Source organism: Bacillus piscicola, assembly GCF_022458745.1.
GTDB lineage: Bacteria > Bacillota > Bacilli > Bacillales > Marinococcaceae > Alteribacillus_A > Alteribacillus_A piscicola.
Map to the genome: position 1 here is coordinate 1 of NZ_JAJJJF010000006.1, position 17,629 is coordinate 17,629.

A 17,629-nucleotide genomic window follows, 5' to 3' on the forward strand; every position below is an offset into this window, starting at 1 on the left:
AAGCATCTCCCTTTTGGTTTATCGGTGGAAGAAAGAAAAAAAGGTGGATATCGTTTAATAAGCAGACGTTTATTCAGGAAAAGGGCGCAATTGCGGAATAACATAAGTAGAAATGATCAAACTTTATATAAAAATTGTATACGACTTCACAAATAACGAATCCATTTTGATCAATCTTTTTTCCAAAATGGATTCGTTTGTTTGTGGTAATATACAGGTTTGTGAGGTATTTATGATCAAACTTTATTTTAAAGCTACACACCGATTACTCATCAACAACGGTAATAGGCCAAACCAAACGTACAATGCTCAGAACCCGAGCGGGGATCGGATTTATCTCCAGTCCCCGCTCGGTTTTTATGTTTTCTAAGGGAGAGACCCCTAAAAAAGAAGGCATATTGTAAATGAACTACGAAATAAACCGGTGTAGGAAACTTTGCAGGCGCTCGTTTTTTGGATTCTGAATTACTTCTTGCGGGCTGCCTTGTTCAGCAATGACCCCACCGTCGAGGAAAAGCACTTTATCCGCAATATCAACGGCAAAGTCCATTTCGTGAGTGACGAGAATCATGGCCATATCTCCCTCTTTGGCGATTTCCCGGATCACTTCGAGTACCTCACCGACGAGCTCCGGGTCGAGGGCAGAGGTTACTTCATCAAAGAGCATTACCTTCGGATTCATCACCAGAGCTCGTGCCATTGCGACCCGCTGTTTTTGACCACCGGAGAGTTGGCTTGGATATTGTTCAATTTTGTCTCCAAGTCCCACCTTCCCCAGCATCTGAGCAGATTTTTCTCTAGCTTCCTCCTTGTTCATATTTTTAACGTGAATTAAAGCTGTGGTGCAGTTCTCCATTATCGTCATGTGCGGGAACAGATTAAAATGCTGGAATACCATGCCGATATCCCCGCGGACATTGCGGAGATGTTTATCATTTGCCCGCACCATCTTTCCGTTTTTCTCCATTTTCCAGAGGTTGTTACCGTCTACAATAATGTCACCGGAGGTCGGCTCTTCCAGGGTCATCAACATGCGAATAATGGTTGTTTTTCCTGATCCACTCGGCCCGATGACGGCTACTTTTTCAGCTGGAGCGATATCTAGGTTGATGCCTTTTAAGACGTCGACATCTCCAAATGATTTGTGTACTTCTTTAAAACGGACAATGGGATCTTTCATCACATGACAGCTCCTTTGTTATCTGGTATAGGCCTTGATCCGGATGGTGCTTTTTTATCAAAACGGCGATTCATTTTCTTTTCCAATTTGTTGATTAAGAGTGCTGAAGGATAACTTAACACGAGGAAAAGAATAGCAACGATTGTTAATGCTTCTAAGTAATTAAAATGCTGGGCTCCGTAGTTTTTGGCTAGCTGCAGGATGCCGACTACACCGATCGTGGATGCAAGTGGAATTTCTTTAAACATAATAATTAAATAGTTTCCGAGCATCGGAATCGTTGGTGGCAAGGCTTGCGGCAATATGATTTTCGTCCACCGTTTTCCCGTTGAAAAGTTGAGTGCTTTTGCTGCTTCCCACTGTCCCTTGTCTACGGATTCAATGCCGGAGCGATATACCTCGCCAATGTATGTGCTAAAGTGTATGCCGAGACCGAGTACGGCGCTCGTAAACGGGGATAATGTCATTCCGATTCCGGGGATCATCGGGAAGGCGTAAAATATAAAAAACAACTGCACGAGCGGCGGTGTGGAACGGATAAATTCCATGATCCATATGATACATCCGCGAATGAATCCGATAGGAATTTGCCGAACGAGTACCCAAAAAAATCCGAAGATCAAAGAAAATAGAAAACAGGCAAACGTTAATCCGGCTGTAATGCCAAGTCCCTGGATCACAATAGGGAAGGCTTCGAAAAAGGTCTCCCAGCTCCAATTATTAGTATTCATTGACTAGCCACCCCTTTTTTCGATACGCTTTCCATTTTACGCGTTAACCAAATTAAAGGCAGCGCAAGGATGAAGTAGAAGATAAGCACCATGAAATAAATACCGGGTGCCATCGAAATATTTGAACTTCTCAATATATCACCGTGGTACAGAACATCCGTAAGTCCAATAAGCGAAACCAGGGATGTCGCTTTTAACATTTGAATGAGATAGTTACCGAATTCAGGAAGCATCATTCGGACAGCTTGCGGAAAAATAATGAGACGCATCCGTTGGAATCTGGACATGTTTAATGCGGTCGCTGCTTCCGACTGACCTTTTGAAACAGATAGAATCGATCCACGGACAATCTCGGACATGTAAGCTCCGTAATTCAGTCCTATGGCAATCGATCCGGCCCAAAATTCACTGCCTAAATCAATGTTGAATAAGATGGGTAAAGCATAAAATAGCCAGAATAACTGAACAATTAGAGAAGTGCCTCGGAAGACTTCCACATAAAAGGCTGTGAACCCTCTAAGAATAGGATTTTGGGACAGACGGCACAGTCCAGCGATAAAAGCCATGGCATAGCCAAAAACAGCAGAAGCTAGAAGGACGGTAAGCGTGATGTGGATTCCTTTAACAAGAAAAGGAAAAATATCAATAATTGCACTAATAGTAATCACTCCTTTAGCGGATCATCGTTGGTCTCAAGCAAAAATGAAGGGTCTGGCCCCGGAAGAGCCAGACCCTACCTAATGGAGTCGACCTAGTGTCTGCCTGGATTATTCTTCTCCTTGGCAAACCATTTCTGCTGTGACACCTTCATCAGGGAAATTCAAATCCGCACTGAATCCATTGTCTTCTAAAATCTGAGCTACTGTTCCGTCTGCTTTTAATTCTGCTAATTTCTCGTTAAAAGCTTTTAGCAGTTCTTCATGTTCCGGATGAAAAGCTACGGCACCGTAACTCGGCACGCCTTCAATGTCAGGTTGCTCAAAATCTCCAACAAACTCCAATTCATCGGTATCAGCAGATTCCAATGCCATTTTAATGGTCATTTCTGTTCCGGTAGTCGCATGAGCACGACCAGACTGGACGGCTGCGAAAGTGGCTGGAATATCAGGGGCACTCTGAATTTGGTCAGGGTCCACACCTTCTGATTTTAAGAAATCGTTCTCAGTGGCACCGGACATAACGGATACGATTACGTCCGGATTGTCGGCAATATCTTTGTAACTGTGCAGATCTAACGGATTGCCTTTTTGTACGATTAATCCTTCCCCGTATTTCATATCCGGCTCAGCAAAATTTACGCTTTCACAGCGGTCCGGCGTGATCGCCATTCCAGAAGTGATCGCGTCAAACTTTTTCGCAGAAAGACCAGAAACCAGCTGACTGTAGTCGGCTAATTGTCCCTCCATGTTATCGATGCCTAACTCTTTAAAAACGGCTCTTGCTGTTTCGACAGAGGCACCGGTCAGTTCCCCTTCGTCATTTTGATAGCCATATGGCTTTTCATTCGCAAAACCGACTTTCACTGTCCCTTTTTCTTGTAATTCTTCTAAATAACTTCCCGCACTTTCACTGTTTGCATCACTTTCTCCGCTTGACGCCGCTTCATCGGACGTTGCGTCATCGGACGCCGCTTCATCTTCCGTTCCGCAGGCTGCGAGCATCATGATGAAAGCTGTTAAAAAAAATGCCGCAAATACAGATTTTTTCATTTTCATGTACCCCCCAATAAGTAGACTATCGTTACATATGTTGCATCCGACCATTCTCTCATTTGTTTTAAACGGTCGTATTTTTATGTTATAGGTATTTACCAATATCTACAAACTCAGTATATTCAGAAAAATGGTAATAAATGTTTATTTGACGCAATTAGTTCTAGTTGGCTCAGAGTAACAACTACATGCTGTCGTATGATCCAGATTACGCCTTTAAGCGCCAGAATTATTAGAAAAAACGGTGCTTGTTTTTTCAAAGCTCCGTTTTTTCTTGCACCTGCTTAAGGATACGGGATTACGTGCTCCAAACGGTTAGTTCTTTATTATGCCGTAACAGATCAATAAATACCTGCAAAGATTTTGTTTTAAATGGTGAAGCTGTAACGATCGAAAACTGTCTTGTAAACGGCAGCCCCTTTACGTTAAGTATTTGCAGATCACCATTTCGAAGTTCTTTTTGAATGGCCCACTGCGATAATAAACTAATGCCCAAGCCCGCTTCAACCGCTTCTTTAATCGGCTGTGTGCTTCCAAAGCTCATAATAGAGGCGGGGGATATATCATAGCGCTCGAAAACCTTTTCCGTTGCTTCCCTTGTACCCGAACCCGTTTCCCGCAAAATCCATCTCTGTTGTTCCAAATCCTTTATTAATACTTTATCTCTTTTGTTTACTAATGGATGCTTTGGTGACGCAACTACTACCATATAGTCTTCGGCGAACTCCTCGACTTCCATTTGTTTCTCTTTGTCAAAGTGTCCTTCTACAATGCCAATATCAAGTTGATGACTCATCACATAACCGGCTATTTCTGCAGTGTTGCCGATTGTTACAGAGGGTAGAATATCAGGTGTATTTTCCTGCATTTTTGCAATGACATGGGGAAGGACATACTCACCGAATGTAAAGCTGGCACCGATTGACAGGGGCCCACTTGCTTTATTGACTAAATCATCCACAAGGTTTTGCATTCTTGAATATAGTCCCACTATTTCTTTCGCATGATGATAGACGATTTCACCAGCTTTGTTCAAACGAACGTACTTGTTTGTCCGCTCCAGCAGCCTCATACCTATATTCTCTTCAAATGTTCGGATGTACTGACTTACAGCCGGCTGAGTCATTAATAATTCTTCCGCTGCCCTTGAGAAGTTCTTTTTTTCCGCAACCGTTATAAAGACCTGCAATTGTTGATCCACCCGACATTCACCGCTTTCCTGATTTACGTTATCTTGTTTTAGCAACATCATTTTAACTTATTATAACATTTTACTTATGGTTATAATTATTAATAATTATTTTCCTTATGCGCATATTACCAGTATCCTTATAACAGGAGGTGTTTCCGTGGCAATGTCAAATACGAACACACAGGCTTCAAAAAGACCTTCTCCACAAACTGCGTGGAGCGGAGGTGTAGCCTTTACTTTTCTGATCGCTTTATTAGGTTACTTGCTAGCGATGGTACCAGGATTTGATCATGTTGGACAGCTGGCGTGTGCCATTATTATCGCTATTTTTTACCGACAAATTTTTGGTTATCCAGAAGCTATTCGAACGGGAATTGCTTTTTCGTCCAAACGTTTACTTCGAGCCGCAATTATTTTATACGGACTTAAACTCAACATAGATACTGTTTTAAGTGATGGTTTGGGGCTGCTATTGCGAGATGCTGGTGTCATTGTGTTTGCGATTTTTATAACAGTTTGGCTGGCGAAAGCATTTAAGGCAGACAAAACAATCTCATTATTATTAGGAGTTGGAACTGGCGTCTGTGGTGCAGCGGCAATTGCAGCTGTTGCACCAATTATTAAATCAAAAGACGAAGATACGGCGATTGGTGTAGGGATTATCGCCCTCATGGGTACTGTTTTTGCAATTGGCTACACTATTTTGCGGCCGTTTCTACCACTTGATGCCATTCAATATGGTATTTGGTCTGGAACCAGCCTTCATGAAGTTGCCCATGTGGCATTGGCGGGGGCCCCTGCTGGAGAAGATGGGTTAGCTATCGCATTGCTGGCAAAATTGGGACGTGTCTTTTTACTTGTGCCGCTTTGCTTTGTCTTTATTTATATAATGAAGCGGAAAAACAAAGGAAACGAGGAAACGAATGCAAAAATCGAATTCCCATGGTTTCTTGTTGGCTTTATCGTTTTAAGTCTTCTAGGAAGCTATGTGTTTGGTCATTCTATCCCTGTATCTGAAGACGTCATGAACGGTGTATTTACTTTGACAACGTGGTTGTTAACAGCAGCGATGGTCGGGCTCGGTTTGAATGTCAGCTTGAAGGATTTACGTACAAGAGCAATGCGCCCATTAGCAGCAATGACGATTACTTCCATTGCGTTATCCATCATTGTTTACTTTATTGTGTAAGGTTAGGTAGGAACACACGTTTGATTACAGAAGTGTAATCAAAAACGTGTGTTTTTTTACTGAAAGCAATTCCTGTAACTAAGCTGTTCTCCGGAAATACGACTAAAAAAAGCGTTTTGTACAAAATATAAGAGCAGTAGTTACTAAACAACAAAAGGGTGTTTATAGTGAAAGTGGCAGAACTGCTTGTAAAGTGCTTAGAGCATGAAGGGGTAGAATACGTTTTTGGGGTGCCGGGCGAGGAAAACATCGATCTTATGGATGCTTTTCGTGACTCACCGATTGAATTTATTGTCACGAGGCATGAAGCAGGAGCAGCTTTTATGGCAGGAATTTATGGAAGATTGACGGGAAAGCCGGGTGTCTGTTTAGCGACGCTTGGACCGGGGGCGACGAATCTTTTAACAGGGGTAGCCAATGCCAATATGGACCTGAACCCCATCATTGCCATCACCGGACAGGCGGGTCTGTACCGTCAGCATAAAATTTCTCATCAATACTATGATCTGGTATCCGTGTACGATCCAGTTACGAAATGGAGTGTGCAGGTAAAAACACCGGAAATTGTTCCGGAAGTGGTGCGAAAAGCATTCCAAGTCGCAACCGAGCCAAAATCAGGTGCTGCTCATATTGATGTGCCGGAGGATATTGCCAATGCGGAAGTAGAGGGTTCACCGCTATCTTTAACAAGCCATGCACACGTGGAAGCGAATAATGAAGTGGTAAGCGAAGCAGCTGCACGTATCGGAAGAGCTAAACATCCGCTTATTTTGGCGGGTAATGGTGTGACAAGAGCAAATGCAGCCGAAGCTTTTCGTTCGTTTGTTAAAAAGACAAATATCCCCGTTGTTCATTCCTTTATGGGAAAAGGAGCGTTGTCCTGGAAAGATGAGCTTAGTTTATTGACCGCGGGGATTGGTGGCAACGATTATATCACGTGCGGTTTTACCGAAGCAGATTTGATTATAGCAGTTGGGTTTGACATGGTTGAATATGCTCCGGAAAGCTGGAACCCGGATGCAAAAGTACCAATCATGCATATCGATACCAGGGAAGCTGAAACAGATGCCCATTATCCAGTGGCTTTGCACGTGATCGGGGACATCGAAAGAAACTTACAAAAACTAGATCAAGCCTTTTCCCCGGTAGATAGAGATAATGAGTGGGTGAAGGGAGTGAGAGACAAGGCATTCGCAGAGCTGGAAGCATATGAAAACAACGATCATTTTCCCGTGAAGCCACAGAAGATTGTCTCTGACTTGCGATCGGTTTTGCAAGAACAGGATATTGTTGTTTCCGATGTAGGGGCCCATAAAATGTGGCTTGCTAGAATGTATCATACCTTTGAGCCTAACACGTGTTTGATTTCAAATGGGCTTGCCTCCATGGGGGTTGCTGTACCCGGGGCTATTGCAGCTAAAATGGTTTACCCGGAACGATCAGTCGTAGCTGTTTGTGGAGATGGTTCATTTCAGATGACGAGTGCCGAATTAGAAACTGCACAAAGGCTGAACCTGCCGATTGTCATTTTGCTATGGAGAGACGAAGGTTACGGTTTGATTGAATGGCATCAAATGAAGAAATTCCAGCGGTCCTCGTACATTAAATTTGGGAATCCAGATTTTCTACAGCTGGCGGGTTCTTACGGATTTGAGACGATTGCAGTCAAAGAGAGTGAAGCGCTAAAACCAGCATTAGAAAAAGCCATCGCGCTCAAGAAGCCGGTATTAATTGATTGTCCGGTTGATTACAGCGAAAACATGAAATTGACTGAAAAGTTAGGGGACATCATTTGTTAGCGGGGTGAAACGATGCGTATTGGTTCCATTATTAATGGAAAAGAGAGAAAGGAAAGCAATCGAGATAAGATAGAGGTTCAGAACCCGTTTCATGACGAGGTTGTAGCAGAGCTGGCCTTGGCAACCCGTGTGGATGTAGACGAGGCTGTTCGTAACAGCTTTGATACGTTTCATGGGACCATGAAAGGAATGCCGGCTTACAGGCGAGCGGCAATTCTCCGGAAGGCGGCTGACTTGCTGGAAGAACGAATGGAGGATTTTGCGCAAACAATTACAGTAGAAGCCGGGAAGCCGATTACATTCAGCCGTGCTGAAGTGGAACGGTCCGTGCAGGTAATCCGCTTTGCTTCTGAATTGGCTAAAAACATTACCGGTGAGGTTATTCCGATGGATGCGGCGATCGGCGGTGAGAATAGAATAGGGATGATCAAGCGTCAACCACTAGGCGTTGTTGCAGCCATCACTCCGTTTAACTTCCCGCTTAATCTGTCCCTTCATAAAATTGCGCCCGCTCTTGCCGCGGGAAACACAATTGTATTTAAACCAGCTGAGAAAACGCCTGTCTCTGCCTACAAATTGGTTCAATTGTTTCATGATGCCGGTCTCCCGGAAGGAGTATTAAACTTATTGATTGGAACTGGAAAAGAAACGGGCGAACCGCTTACGACTCACGATAAAGTTCATAAAATTACTTTCACGGGAAGTTTGCCTGTTGGCAGGGAAATTCGAAAATCAGCAGACTTTAAAAAAGTAACCTTAGAATTAGGGTCCAACTCCCCAAATATTATTTTCGAAGATGCGAATATTAATGAAGCAGTTGATGCCTTAGTCAAGGGGGCGTTTTCTTTTTCCGGCCAAGTCTGTATATCCGCGCAGCGTATTTATGTACAAAAAGAGATTTATGATCAGTTTCTTCAACAATTCATCCAAGAGACAGAACAACTAAGCGTTGGAGATCCGAAAGAAACGAGTACCGACATCGGCCCAATGATTACGGAGGAAGAGGCGAAGCGTGCAAAGCTGTGGATTGATGATGCTGTTGAAAAGGGAGCAGTCATTCAAACAGGAGGAGACAGAGACGGGACGATTTTAAAACCGACCATTATGACAGATGTAGACCGCAACATGAAAGTTATTGCCAAGGAAGTGTTTGCTCCTATCGTCTCGGTAATTCCTTTTGATACAGAAGATGAAGTCGTAGGCTATGCGAATGATTCGATATACGGCTTGCAGGCAGGTGTCTTTACCCAGGATATTGATCGGGCACTGCGGGTAGCGGATCAACTAGAAACAGGAGGAGTATGGATTAACGAGGTTTCTACTTACCGCCAGGATAATCATCCATACGGCGGGGTAAAACAAAGCGGTCTGGGGAGAGAAGGGGTGAAGTATGCAATAGACGAAATGACGGAAATGAAGTTTATCGGCGTAAAGCTTAATGGAAAATAATAATTGCGAATAAAAGGAGTGTCCCACAGGGATAACTCCTTTTTTGGTGAAGTCCGATCGAAAATATTTTCCTTTTATCGTTCTAATAATTTTAATCTTAGGCTTTTTGTTATATAACGTGCTCCTTCTGTAAATAACTATACATAAAGTCATAATATTGCAGGTGATTGTAAAGTGGAAGACAATGAATTAACATTTCATTTCAATGATGAACGAATAAAGACAAAACCAGGAAAATCAATTTTTGAAGCCTGTAGGGATAATGACGAGTATGTCCCGGGGATTTGTGCCAGTCAACCTGACCTTGGGATCGGGGTCATCCAAACATGTGATACATGTTTTGTAGATGTGGATGGAGAACTGCAGCGTTCCTGTACCACAGAGGTTAAATCAGGAATGAAAGTAAGCTCCGTTTCGGGTAAAGCAAAAGCCGCTCAGCTGGAAGGCATGTCACGCATACTCGAAAATCATGAGCTGTATTGTACGGTTTGTGACAACAATAATGGTAATTGTGAAGTTCACAACACAGCGGAATTTTTAGAGTTGGATCATCAGAAATATGAATTCACCCCCAAGCCGTATCCACCGGATAACTCGCATCCCAATTACCGTTACGAACCTGATCAGTGTATTTTGTGCGGTCTATGCGTGGAGGCTTGCCAGGATCTTCAAGTGAGTGAAGTGTTAAGTATAGATTGGGAAAGGCAAGAGCCAAGAGTGATCTGGGATAATGATGTACCTATAGATGAATCCTCATGCGTTTCCTGTGGTCATTGCGTGACTGTCTGTCCATGTAACGCATTGATGGAAAAATCGATGCTTGGCGAAGCTGGTTACATGACAGGCATACCAAAAAATATCCTGGAGCCAATGATTGATCTAACAAAGGAAGTGGAGCCGGGATACCAAGAAATTTTCACAATATCCAATGTGGAAGCATCCATGCGTGAGGACCGAATAGATCGGACCAAAACGGTTTGTACCTATTGCGGAGTGGGATGCAGCTTCGAGGTTTGGACGAAGGACCGGGATATCCTAAAAATTCAACCGCAGCCTGAAGCGCCTGTTAATGGTATTTCTACATGTGTGAAAGGGAAGTTCGGATGGGATTTTGTCAATAGTGAAGAACGGTTAACCTCACCGCTAATAAGGAAAGGCGATAGATTTGTTGAAGCATCATGGGATGAAGCGCTATCCCTAATAGCAAGTAAGTTCCAAGAAATAAAAGAAAAAGAGGGACCAGAAGCGCTTGGTTTTATCTCGTCTTCTAAGTGTACGAATGAAGAAAATTTCTTGTTTCAAAAACTAGCACGATCTGTTTTTCAAACGAACAATGTAGATAATTGTTCAAGATATTGCCAGACGCCGGCATCAGCCGGTTTAATGCGAACGATTGGGATTGGCGGGGATTCCGGAACGATAAAAGATATCGCGAGTGCAGGTCTAGTGATCGTGGTCGGCGCCAATCCAGCTGAATCGCATCCTGTTCTAGCAACAAGGGTCAAAAGAGCGAATAAACTTCATGATCAGAAACTGATAGTGGCAGATCTAAGAGAAAACGAACTCGCAAAACGAGCAGATCTTCATATTCACCCAAAGCCTGGTACAGACTTAGTTTGGTTATCGGCGGTCACGAAGTACATGTTGGATCAAGGGTGGGATGATAACGAATTTTTAGAGAGCCGTGTGAACCATGTGGAGAAATATAAAGAGTCCCTTGAGAAGTATACGCTTGAATATGCTGAAAAAATTACGGGTCTGCCGAAAGATCATCTCATATCAATTGCTAAAATGATTCATGAGTCAAAGGGAACCTGCATTCTTTGGGCCATGGGAGTTACGCAGCATATTGGAGGTACGGATACGAGTACTGCAATTGCTAACTTGCTTCTTGTCACAGGGAATTTCGGAAAAGAAGGAACAGGCGCCTACCCGCTCCGTGGTCACAATAACGTGCAAGGAGCGAGTGACTTCGGAACAATGCCGAACTTCTTCCCGGGGTATGAACCTGTTGAAAGTAAAGAAGTGAGATCCCGCTATGAAAAAGCATGGCAAACAACACTTCCAAAGGAGCCAGGCTTGGATAATCACCAGATTGTAGAAGCGATTAACGATGGTTCGGTCAAAGGCATGTATTTATTTGGAGAAGAAATGGCACTCGTTGATTCGAATATTAATTATGTACAGGAACAGTTTGAAAAGCTTGAGTTTTTCGTTGTGCAAGACATCTTCTTTTCAAGAACCGCTCAATTCGCGGACGTCGTACTACCTGCTTCGCCCAGTCTAGAAAAAGAAGGTACGTTCACGAACACGGAACGACGTATCCAACGTTTTTACCAAGTGTTTGAGCCTCTGGGAAACAGCAAACCGGATTGGGAAATATTCGTAGAACTTGCCAACAAGTGTGGTGCAAATTGGGAATACACAGACCCTGGAGAAATCATGGACGAGGCAGCGTCGCTAGCCCCTATGTTTGCCGGAGTGAGTTATGAGCGTTTGGAAAACTGGGAAAGCCTAGTCTGGCCTGTAGATAAGGACGGCCACGATACTCCGCTTTTATATCAAGAATCGTTTGGTTTTCCTGACGGTAAGGCGCGGTTGTTCCCAGTAGAGTGGAGTGAACCGTTTGAAGCTGGCGGTGAATATGATCTTCATCTGAATAATGGGCGGATTTTGGAACAATTCCATGAAGGTAACATGACTAATAAAGCAGAGGGAATTAGACATAAAGCCCCAAATCCGTGGTTGGAGGTATCTCATGAACTGGCGGAAGAAAGAAAGATCAAAACGGGCGCTCTTGTTCGCTTAACATCCCCTTATGGAAAAGTCAAAGTACGTGTGCTCGTGACAGACAGTGTGAAGGGCAAAGAATTATATCTACCGATGAACTCCATGCAGGATGTTAGAGCGGTCAATAAATTAACAAGCAGTTACCACGACAAAGACACGCACACCCCTAACTATAAAGAAATGCAGGTCAAGATGGATGTACTAGAAGCAGATGGTGAATCACCACTGCCTCATGTGAACTTCCGGTTTGGCAATCCGCAGCCCCAAATTGGTGTGAATGTCAACAAAAAATGGGACAGACCCGATTTTACACCGGTGCCAGAGGTTGTAGAAAAGGAGGGCATTGAGGATGGCAAAAGCAATAACGCAAATTGATATTCATAAAGAAACAGAGCAGGAACAACAACGTAAAGCCCATGAAGCATTGCTCGGACAAATAGCAGACAATCGCGAGTCTATCCAGACAACGCTTGAAATTCTAGAAGAGCTTCAACAATCCGGGGTTCTTGATATGGCAAGAAGCGCACTGAAGATGAGGGAGAAAATAGGGGCAATCAGTATAGATACCATTAATCAGCCATCCGTACATCATCTCATTAAGAACAGCTTTAATGTCGTTGAATTCATAGGCAAAATTGAGCCGGAAGAGTTAGAAAGAATGCTAAATGGGCTTGCTCTTGGAATGGAACGATTATCAGAAGAAGTCGAGAAAAATGAAAAAGTCAGTAAGTGGGGGCTTATTAAAACGATGAGTGATCCTCATGTCTTGTCGGCACTTTCATATCTGACAGCCTTTTTAAACGGTATGGGGGAAGAAATGGTTAGGAAAAATGCCAAGAGAAAGGAAGGATGATCTACTTGGTCACTCGTACGCTATCGATTGTAGACATGAGTGCAGCAGATGAAAAACGAATCCATGAAGCACTTTACGATGTGTGGGGAGTACGAAACGTCACCCTTCACCCAGAAAAAGGGACAGCGATTATATCTTTTAATGATAAAGCTGCATCTTTCACGGACTTTGAACAAGCTGTCCGGGATAGCGGATTCGAAGTAGCAGAGCATACCTCACACACAGAAATGGAGGAGTCTTAATGGCAAAGCTTTGTGAGATTTGCGGGCATAAAGAAGTGAAAGAGCAAGAAGAAGAAGAAGAAAAGGGATACAATATCTTAGGTATTTGCCAGAACTGTATGGAGGATCGTTCTCAAAAACAATAATGAAATAAAGAAAAACATCCTTTTCTCATGAAAAGGATGTTTTTCTGTTATTGTGGTGACGGCTCTGGTACTGATGTTTCCACTGCCCCTTCGCGTATTTTTGTAATGTTTCTTTTCATTAAAAAGGACAGGACAAGCGCTACCACTAAGAAGCCTACAAATAGAAAAAATGTTAACGTATAGCTTTGTGTTGCTTCGTGCACATTGGATACGATCATAGGCCCAACCACACCAGCTAAGGACCAAGATGTCAGCAGGTAACCGTGAATGGCTCCTAACTGCTTCGTACCAAACAAATCACCGATAAAGGCAGGTAAACAGGAAAAGCCACCTCCGTAGCAGGAGACGATAATGAAAAGCAAGATGGAAAAGAAGATAACATTACTGATGAAAGGTAGTAACAAGAAAGCAACGACCTGAATGATAAAAAAGGTTAAATAGGTGTTGGAACGGCCCATATAATCGGATGCTGATGCCCAGCCAATCCTACCGCCTCCATTAAACAATCCCATAATCCCAACGATTGAGGCGGCTGTTGCAGCAGTAGCACCAGTGATTTCCTGAGACATTGGGGATGCCACAGATAATATCATAATCCCGGCTGAAATATTAATAAACATTATAAACCATAACAACCAAAATCGTAATGTTTTGATGGCTTCATTTGCATTAAGATAAGCTAAATCCTTGCTATTTCCATTTTCTTCTTTTATTTTTTTGCCGTGTGGTGCCCAATCTTCTGGAGGCCTTGCAATATAGAGTCCGCCAAAAAGCATAAGAAGAAAGTAAGCAATACCAAGAATATAAAACGTCATTGGAATTGTTAATTGAATCATTAACTGATTGGCAACCGGACTCGTTATTAGTGCTCCCGCACCAAAACCCATCACTGCCATCCCTGTAGCAAGCCCTCTTCGATCCGGAAACCATTTGACAAGAGTGGATACAGGAGCAATGTAACCAAAACCAAGACCAAGTCCTCCAATTACCCCAAAAAATAGTAAGAACAGGAAATAATTTTCAAGTTGAATGGAAAAACCGGCTCCTGTCGTTCCGATACCAAATAATACCGCTGCGATTATAGCGGAAGGACGAGGGCCTTTTGCTTCAACAAATTTACCGAAAAATGCTGCGGAGAATCCGAGAATGAAGATGGCAATCGTAAAGGCAAGCGACACATCTGTCTTCTCCCAACCGAGGGTTTCATTTAAAGGAATTTGATACACGCTATATGCATAAATAGACCCGATGGATACATGTATAGCAATAGCGGAAAGGGCAATGAGCCATCTGTTTTTATTTGGCAATACCATCTCTCCTTTCTTAAGAGGATATCCTTATTGTGAGCATGGAACGGGGATAATATGAGCAAATAAAAAAACACCAAATCGTTTTCTTAGAAACGAATTGGTGGGAACTCCAAGTCTTTTATAAATAGTATGTCGGCCTTGGCCCTATTGGATTCTTTATCCTTTTGCCAGTTTTTTATGGTTAGGTATTTGCGGCGGCTGCTCCATCCATTTGTTTTTGATCATTAAAGTCATACCATCTGTTGCGAACTGGGCATTCTCTGTTGTTAACCGAACGTAGGACGTCGCAATATCCGTTCGTAAACTGGCAGCGGATGCGGTTGCATAGTTAGAGATGCCCGATGCGATTAAAGTGGTTGTATGAAACATCATCAGCTTATCTGAAAAAGGGGCAACCGTGGAATCCGTGAGTTCTACATCTCATGCCATGGGAGCAGGAAGATCATCATCGGTCAGCAATTTTGCAAAAATGTTAATATGCTTCTTCGCTATCTCTGCTCCTCTCCGGCAATACTCACGAACTTTCTTCGACTTCGCTACTTGGGAAAAACCAGTCAGAAGTATGCTGCCTACCGTATTTGTTTCAACGTTAGCTTCTATATGCGTGATTTCTATCACGTTTAGCGGTCTTTTACTGGTCGTGAGAAAGCCGCTTATATAGTCTTTACTGTTGATAAACTCAACCGTGTCCGGAGTTGTCACGTAAGGGGTTCTTATGAATAGACCCTTGTCTAATAAGACAGCGGCCGTTTTATTATAGAGCTCTGTCGATGTTTGGATCGCCTGGCTGAAGAAAGCACGAACATCCGTGTCTGCTGCCGTACTTAATGCTACCCCGTATACGGACAACCCTACTTTTGCCATGTTTTTCAAGTAATATAAATAAAAAGCATCGGAGAAAAGGCGCGGGGCGTTAGGACTTATATCCTCCTCTCGAAAACCGATAGGGATAGGCTGTTGATTTTTCTCTAGAATATCCTTGCTTCTCTGTAAATCATATTGAGAGATTCCGAGCGCAAATTCTAAAACAGATGCCACATCTGGATCATCCACATTAGCTAAAAAATAGTTTAACATGCATACAGAAAGGCCGTTATTCGCACAGCTGCTCCAAATAACCGATATCTCAGCAGCTGTTAGTCTTGGGTTATGTTCTTCCGGCATGAGCCACCCTCCAAATTATTGATATGTTTATTATTTACGTTAAACCTGTGGAATATTCCAGGAAGAATAGGGGCTGTATCAAAAGCCTTTAACCAAAAAAGCCATGAGGCCATCTGAACTGCACCCTTTCAAGTAGACAGTAGAAATAATAAAAACAACGCTAAGCGGCTTTAGCTCTATATTCCATAGGGCTGAGGCCGTTTAGTCGTTTTTGATAGCGATCGTGGTTATAGAATTCAATGTATTCATTAATTCCCTTATAAAGTTCTTCAAACGACCTATACTTATGTAAATAATACTCCTCACACTTGAGAGTTCCCCAAAAAGATTCCATTGGGCCGTTATCAATGCATCTACCGACACGAGACATACTTTGAGTCATCCCGGCTTTATCTACTCTACGTTTGAACCCACGAGATGTATATTGAAATCCACGATCACTATGAATCAGTGGTTGGTCTCCCTCCAAAACCTTTGTAGCTTGGTCAAGCGTCTCGAAAACAAGATGATTATTATTAGAATATCCTAAAACATAGCTAACAATAGAGCCGTCATATAGATCAAGAATGGCACTTAAATAGGCTTTCTGGGAAGAGCCATATTTACATTCCGTGACATCGGTTACCCATTTTTCATTCGGTTTTTCCGCTTGGAATTCACGATTTAACACATTCTCCGCCACATGTTGAGGGATAGAGCGCTTGTAAGGACTTTTCTTTCTTCGAATTACAGACCGTAAACCAGCAGCCCTCATCAACCTATAAATGCGTTTGTGATTAATCTTCTGTGTAAACTTTCGATCTATATTTAACGTCATACGGCGATAACCATAGATCCCATTCACTTTTTGATGGAGGGCTTTCATTTCTCTAATGATCTCTTTATTTTCAAGCTCTCGGGTAGAAGGTGTACGTTTCAGCCACTTATAGTAAGCAGCTCGTGAAATACCAGCGATTTCACAAAGTACTACAATGCTTACGCCTTCTTCCTCATGAAGCTTCTGGATAGCGATATATTTCGTTTCAAATTGGATTTGATTTATTTTCGCCCCCTTTCTATTTCCTCTAACTTTTTTAAGAATGCATTCTCCGCACGTAACCGTTCATTTTCTCGGGCAAGTTTTTTCATTTCAAATGTGACCTTCTCTTCTGCCGTTAGCTCTATTTCAGGTTTGGTTCTTCCGCGTTTATCTTGAAGAGCGTCAGCTCCACCATCTTCATACTTCTTTACCCATTGGTATGCCTGCTGGTACGAGACTTGATAGACCTCCGCTGTTCTATGATAATCTTTATGATGTTCCATGCAATATGACGCTATTTCTATTTTCTCTTTCACCGTTGTTTTTCTACCTTTGGCCATAGACCGGTCTCTCCCCTTCGATGTTTCTTTTAACTCTCTATGACCATTATAAAGTTTTATCCATCTTCTAAGTACAGAATGACTAGAAATGTTGTATTTATGAGTTACCTCAATAAGAGAATATTCTCCAGATAAAGCATCTATTACCGCAGCTTCCTTTACCTCTTTGGAGTATTTCTTCCAACCACTTGACCTTTCTAGACCAACCAACCCAAAATGTTCATATTTTTCTCTCCAGGAGTAAAGAGTTCGTTCAGATATTTGGTGTTTCCGAAGACAGTCACGCAATGTTATTTCTCCAGTTTCATGAGCCATTAAAATCTCGTACTTTTCTTCTTTTGAAAATTTACTTTTTGCCATAAAAATACTCCCCCAAAGATAAACAGATTTTTTATTTCATCTGTCTACCTTTAGGGGAGCATATCAATCTAGTAAGATGGGAACCATGGCTTTTTTGGTTGTGTTTATGCTGTTTGTTTCTTTTGGCGGCGCTTCGTCGCCGCCACCGTATGTTGTGGGCCAGGGCCACCCAAC

Annotated in this window: 14 protein-coding genes and 1 pseudogene; 7 read left to right on the forward strand and 8 right to left on the reverse strand. The window is 42.7% G+C overall.

The annotated features are described in order from the left end of the window. Window positions 1-409: 409 nt before the first annotated feature. The 5 genes from ehuA to LOR49_RS10795 all read right to left on the reverse strand — a co-directional run bounded on the left by ehuA (window position 410) and on the right by LOR49_RS10795 (window position 4,824). Window positions 410-1,180, reverse strand: a complete 771-nt coding sequence (ehuA, locus tag LOR49_RS10775) for an ectoine/hydroxyectoine ABC transporter ATP-binding protein EhuA (RefSeq protein WP_275899629.1) — start codon at window positions 1,178-1,180, stop codon at window positions 410-412. Then, a complete protein-coding gene (gene ehuD / locus LOR49_RS10780) occupies window positions 1,180-1,911 on the reverse strand; it encodes an ectoine/hydroxyectoine ABC transporter permease subunit EhuD (protein ID WP_240376686.1) in 732 nt (243 codons plus the stop codon). Before ehuD ends, ehuA begins: the two co-directional genes overlap by 1 nt. Further along, window positions 1,908-2,570, reverse strand: a complete 663-nt coding sequence (gene ehuC, locus LOR49_RS10785) for an ectoine/hydroxyectoine ABC transporter permease subunit EhuC (RefSeq protein ID WP_240376868.1) — start codon at window positions 2,568-2,570, stop codon at window positions 1,908-1,910. Before ehuC ends, ehuD begins: the two co-directional genes overlap by 4 nt. A 108-nt stretch (window positions 2,571-2,678) precedes the next feature. Next, entirely contained in the window at window positions 2,679-3,620 is a 942-nt protein-coding gene (gene ehuB, locus LOR49_RS10790; RefSeq protein WP_240376689.1) for an ectoine/hydroxyectoine ABC transporter substrate-binding protein EhuB, read from the reverse strand. Between the two features lie 301 nt (window positions 3,621-3,921). After that, window positions 3,922-4,824, reverse strand: a complete 903-nt coding sequence (locus LOR49_RS10795) for a LysR family transcriptional regulator (protein WP_240376691.1) — start codon at window positions 4,822-4,824, stop codon at window positions 3,922-3,924. Window positions 4,825-4,978: 154 nt separating this feature from the next. Between LOR49_RS10795 and LOR49_RS10800 the strand changes: the two genes are divergently transcribed. The 7 genes from LOR49_RS10800 (at window position 4,979) to LOR49_RS17500 (ending at window position 13,262) form a co-directional block, all read left to right on the forward strand. Then, complete coding sequence (locus LOR49_RS10800; RefSeq protein WP_240376869.1) at window positions 4,979-6,004, forward strand: YeiH family protein; 1,026 nt, start codon at window positions 4,979-4,981, stop codon at window positions 6,002-6,004. Window positions 6,005-6,171: 167 nt separating this feature from the next. After that, window positions 6,172-7,803: an acetolactate synthase large subunit gene (locus LOR49_RS10805; RefSeq protein WP_240376693.1), complete on the forward strand. Its 1,632-nt coding sequence runs from the start codon at window positions 6,172-6,174 to the stop codon at window positions 7,801-7,803. A gap of 12 nt (window positions 7,804-7,815) precedes the next feature. Next, entirely contained in the window at window positions 7,816-9,252 is a 1,437-nt protein-coding gene (locus tag LOR49_RS10810; protein ID WP_240376694.1) for an aldehyde dehydrogenase family protein, read from the forward strand. Window positions 9,253-9,426: 174 nt separating this feature from the next. Beyond that, on the forward strand, window positions 9,427-12,417 hold the full coding sequence (fdhF, locus tag LOR49_RS10815) for a formate dehydrogenase subunit alpha (RefSeq protein WP_240376695.1): 2,991 nt from the start codon (window positions 9,427-9,429) through the stop codon (window positions 12,415-12,417). Beyond that, window positions 12,392-12,895, forward strand: coding sequence for a helical membrane plugin domain-containing protein (locus LOR49_RS10820; RefSeq protein ID WP_240376696.1), 504 nt, complete (start codon window positions 12,392-12,394; stop codon window positions 12,893-12,895). Before fdhF ends, LOR49_RS10820 begins: the two co-directional genes overlap by 26 nt. Window positions 12,896-12,900: 5 nt before the next feature. Further along, window positions 12,901-13,137 (forward strand): heavy-metal-associated domain-containing protein, encoded by a 237-nt coding sequence (locus LOR49_RS10825; protein WP_240376698.1) that lies wholly within the window; start codon window positions 12,901-12,903, stop codon window positions 13,135-13,137. Then, a complete protein-coding gene (locus tag LOR49_RS17500; protein WP_275899630.1) occupies window positions 13,137-13,262 on the forward strand; it encodes a hypothetical protein in 126 nt (41 codons plus the stop codon). The genes LOR49_RS10825 and LOR49_RS17500 overlap by 1 nt, the downstream gene beginning before the upstream one ends. A 47-nt stretch (window positions 13,263-13,309) precedes the next feature. Here LOR49_RS17500 and LOR49_RS10830 read toward each other — a convergent pair whose 3' ends face one another. From LOR49_RS10830 to LOR49_RS10840, 3 genes and pseudogenes are all read right to left on the reverse strand, one after another. Next, the gene (locus LOR49_RS10830) at window positions 13,310-14,569 is read right to left on the reverse strand and encodes an L-lactate MFS transporter (RefSeq protein WP_240376699.1); all 1,260 of its coding nucleotides are present in this window, start codon (window positions 14,567-14,569) and stop codon (window positions 13,310-13,312) included. Between the two features lie 159 nt (window positions 14,570-14,728). Then, window positions 14,729-15,736 (reverse strand): annotated as a pseudogene (locus tag LOR49_RS10835) (DUF3231 family protein). Between the two features lie 160 nt (window positions 15,737-15,896). Then, window positions 15,897-17,455 (reverse strand): IS3 family transposase gene (locus LOR49_RS10840; RefSeq protein WP_240376701.1). Its coding sequence is split into 2 segments (ribosomal slippage): window positions 15,897-16,822 and window positions 16,822-17,455, totalling 1,560 coding nucleotides; the frame shifts between segments, so codons are not numbered across the junction. Between the last annotated feature and the right edge of the window lie 174 nt (window positions 17,456-17,629).

Bases quoted from the DNA above. Each gene is read 5' to 3' on its own strand.
- LOR49_RS17500 (WP_275899630.1), top strand. From the start codon at position 13,137: ATGGCAAAGCTTTGTGAGATTTGCGGGCATAAAGAAGTGAAAGAGCAA.
- ehuD (WP_240376686.1), bottom strand. From the start codon at position 1,911: ATGAATACTAATAATTGGAGCTGGGAGACCTTTTTCGAAGCCTTCCCT.
- ehuB (WP_240376689.1), bottom strand. From the start codon at position 3,620: ATGAAAAAATCTGTATTTGCGGCATTTTTTTTAACAGCTTTCATCATG.
- ehuA (WP_275899629.1), bottom strand. From the start codon at position 1,180: ATGAAAGATCCCATTGTCCGTTTTAAAGAAGTACACAAATCATTTGGA.
- LOR49_RS10810 (WP_240376694.1), top strand. From the start codon at position 7,816: ATGCGTATTGGTTCCATTATTAATGGAAAAGAGAGAAAGGAAAGCAAT.
- LOR49_RS10800 (WP_240376869.1), top strand. From the start codon at position 4,979: ATGTCAAATACGAACACACAGGCTTCAAAAAGACCTTCTCCACAAACT.
- LOR49_RS10820 (WP_240376696.1), top strand. From the start codon at position 12,392: ATGGCAAAAGCAATAACGCAAATTGATATTCATAAAGAAACAGAGCAG.